General features: G+C 75.3%; 1 protein-coding gene and 1 pseudogene. Both read right to left on the bottom strand.

The window, feature by feature from the left end; all coding sequences use genetic code 11:
- Positions 1-625 (bottom strand): alpha/beta hydrolase (locus tag H5J33_RS36165; protein ID WP_181798894.1); only part of this gene is annotated, 625 nt, incomplete at its 3' end.
- A 133-nt stretch (positions 626-758) separates the two neighbouring features.
- A pseudogene (locus H5J33_RS36160) lies at positions 759-1,098 on the bottom strand (ATP-dependent helicase); the annotation flags it as partial.

Raw genomic sequence — 1,098 nt, 5'->3', positions numbered from 1 at the left:
CGATGTAGCAGGGCGTGTACAGCCAGCGGCGCCGCAGGTCGGCCCGGTCGTCCAGCCCGGCGTCGAACGCCGGCGCCTCCGTCTCCTCCGGCGGCTCCATCGCCTGGAGCGCCTCCCACACCTCGGCCAAGCTCAGCACCGCCAGCGCGTCGCGGAGCAGCTTCACGCGCTCCTGCTGGGGCGCCGAGATCTGCGCCGGACCCGAGGCCATCAGGGTGAGCGACAGAAAGGGGGAGCGGTCGAGCAGTACGGCCGCGCGCGCGATCTGGCCGCCCAGGGAGTGGCCCAGCAGATGCACCGGGCCGCCGATCGCCTCCGCCTGCGCGAGGACGTCCCGCGCCAGTTCCTCCTGCGCGTAGGCCGACTCGTCCGTCACCGGGCCGTCCGACTCGAACTGGCCCCGGCCGTCGACGGCGACGGTCCGGTAGCCGCGCTCGGCGAGCGGCACGTGCAGCGGATTGAAGTCCTCCTTGCTCCCGGTGAACCCCGGCAACAGCAGCGCCACCCCCTTGGGCCCGACACCGGCGGCCACCGGAGCGTCGACCACGGCGAACTCCCCGCGCGCCGTACGGAGGGGATAGGCACGGGCACCGGGGGGCGGGACGAAGGTGGCGGGCCTGCTCATGGGGAGAGGCTATCGGGAGGGGGCGGGGGAGGGGGGCGTGAGGGTGCGCTCTCGGCTCGGGCGAAGACGCCGATGGCCGGGTCCACTGTCGTGAACCCGGCCATCGGACCGTGATCGATGCCCTGCCGTCGGCTCAGGCCTCGGGTGCCTCCACCGCAGCCGTGGCCTTGCGGGTCCGGCGCGGCTTGGGCGTCGTCGCGTCACCCTCGGCAGCGGACTCCGCCGCCTTGCGGGTCCGGCGCCGCGGCTTGACCTCCGGCTCCTCGGTGGACTGCGCCGGGATCTCCGGAGCGGCCGCCTCGGCGGCGGTGGCCTTACGGGCCCGCCGCGCCTTCGGAGCGGCCACCGCTTCCCCGTCACCGGCTTCGGCGGCGGCTGCGGCGGTCTTGCGGGTGCGGCGCGGCTTGCTCTCCGCTTCGGCCTCGGGGGCCTCTACGGCAGCCGCCGTCTTGCGGGTGCGGCGCGCCCTGGAA

The sequence above is a fragment of the Streptomyces sp. WELS2 genome (assembly GCF_013870595.1).
In the GTDB taxonomy this organism is placed as follows: Bacteria; Actinomycetota; Actinomycetes; order Streptomycetales; family Streptomycetaceae; genus Streptomyces.
This window is presented reverse-complemented; position numbering and strand designations above follow the sequence as displayed.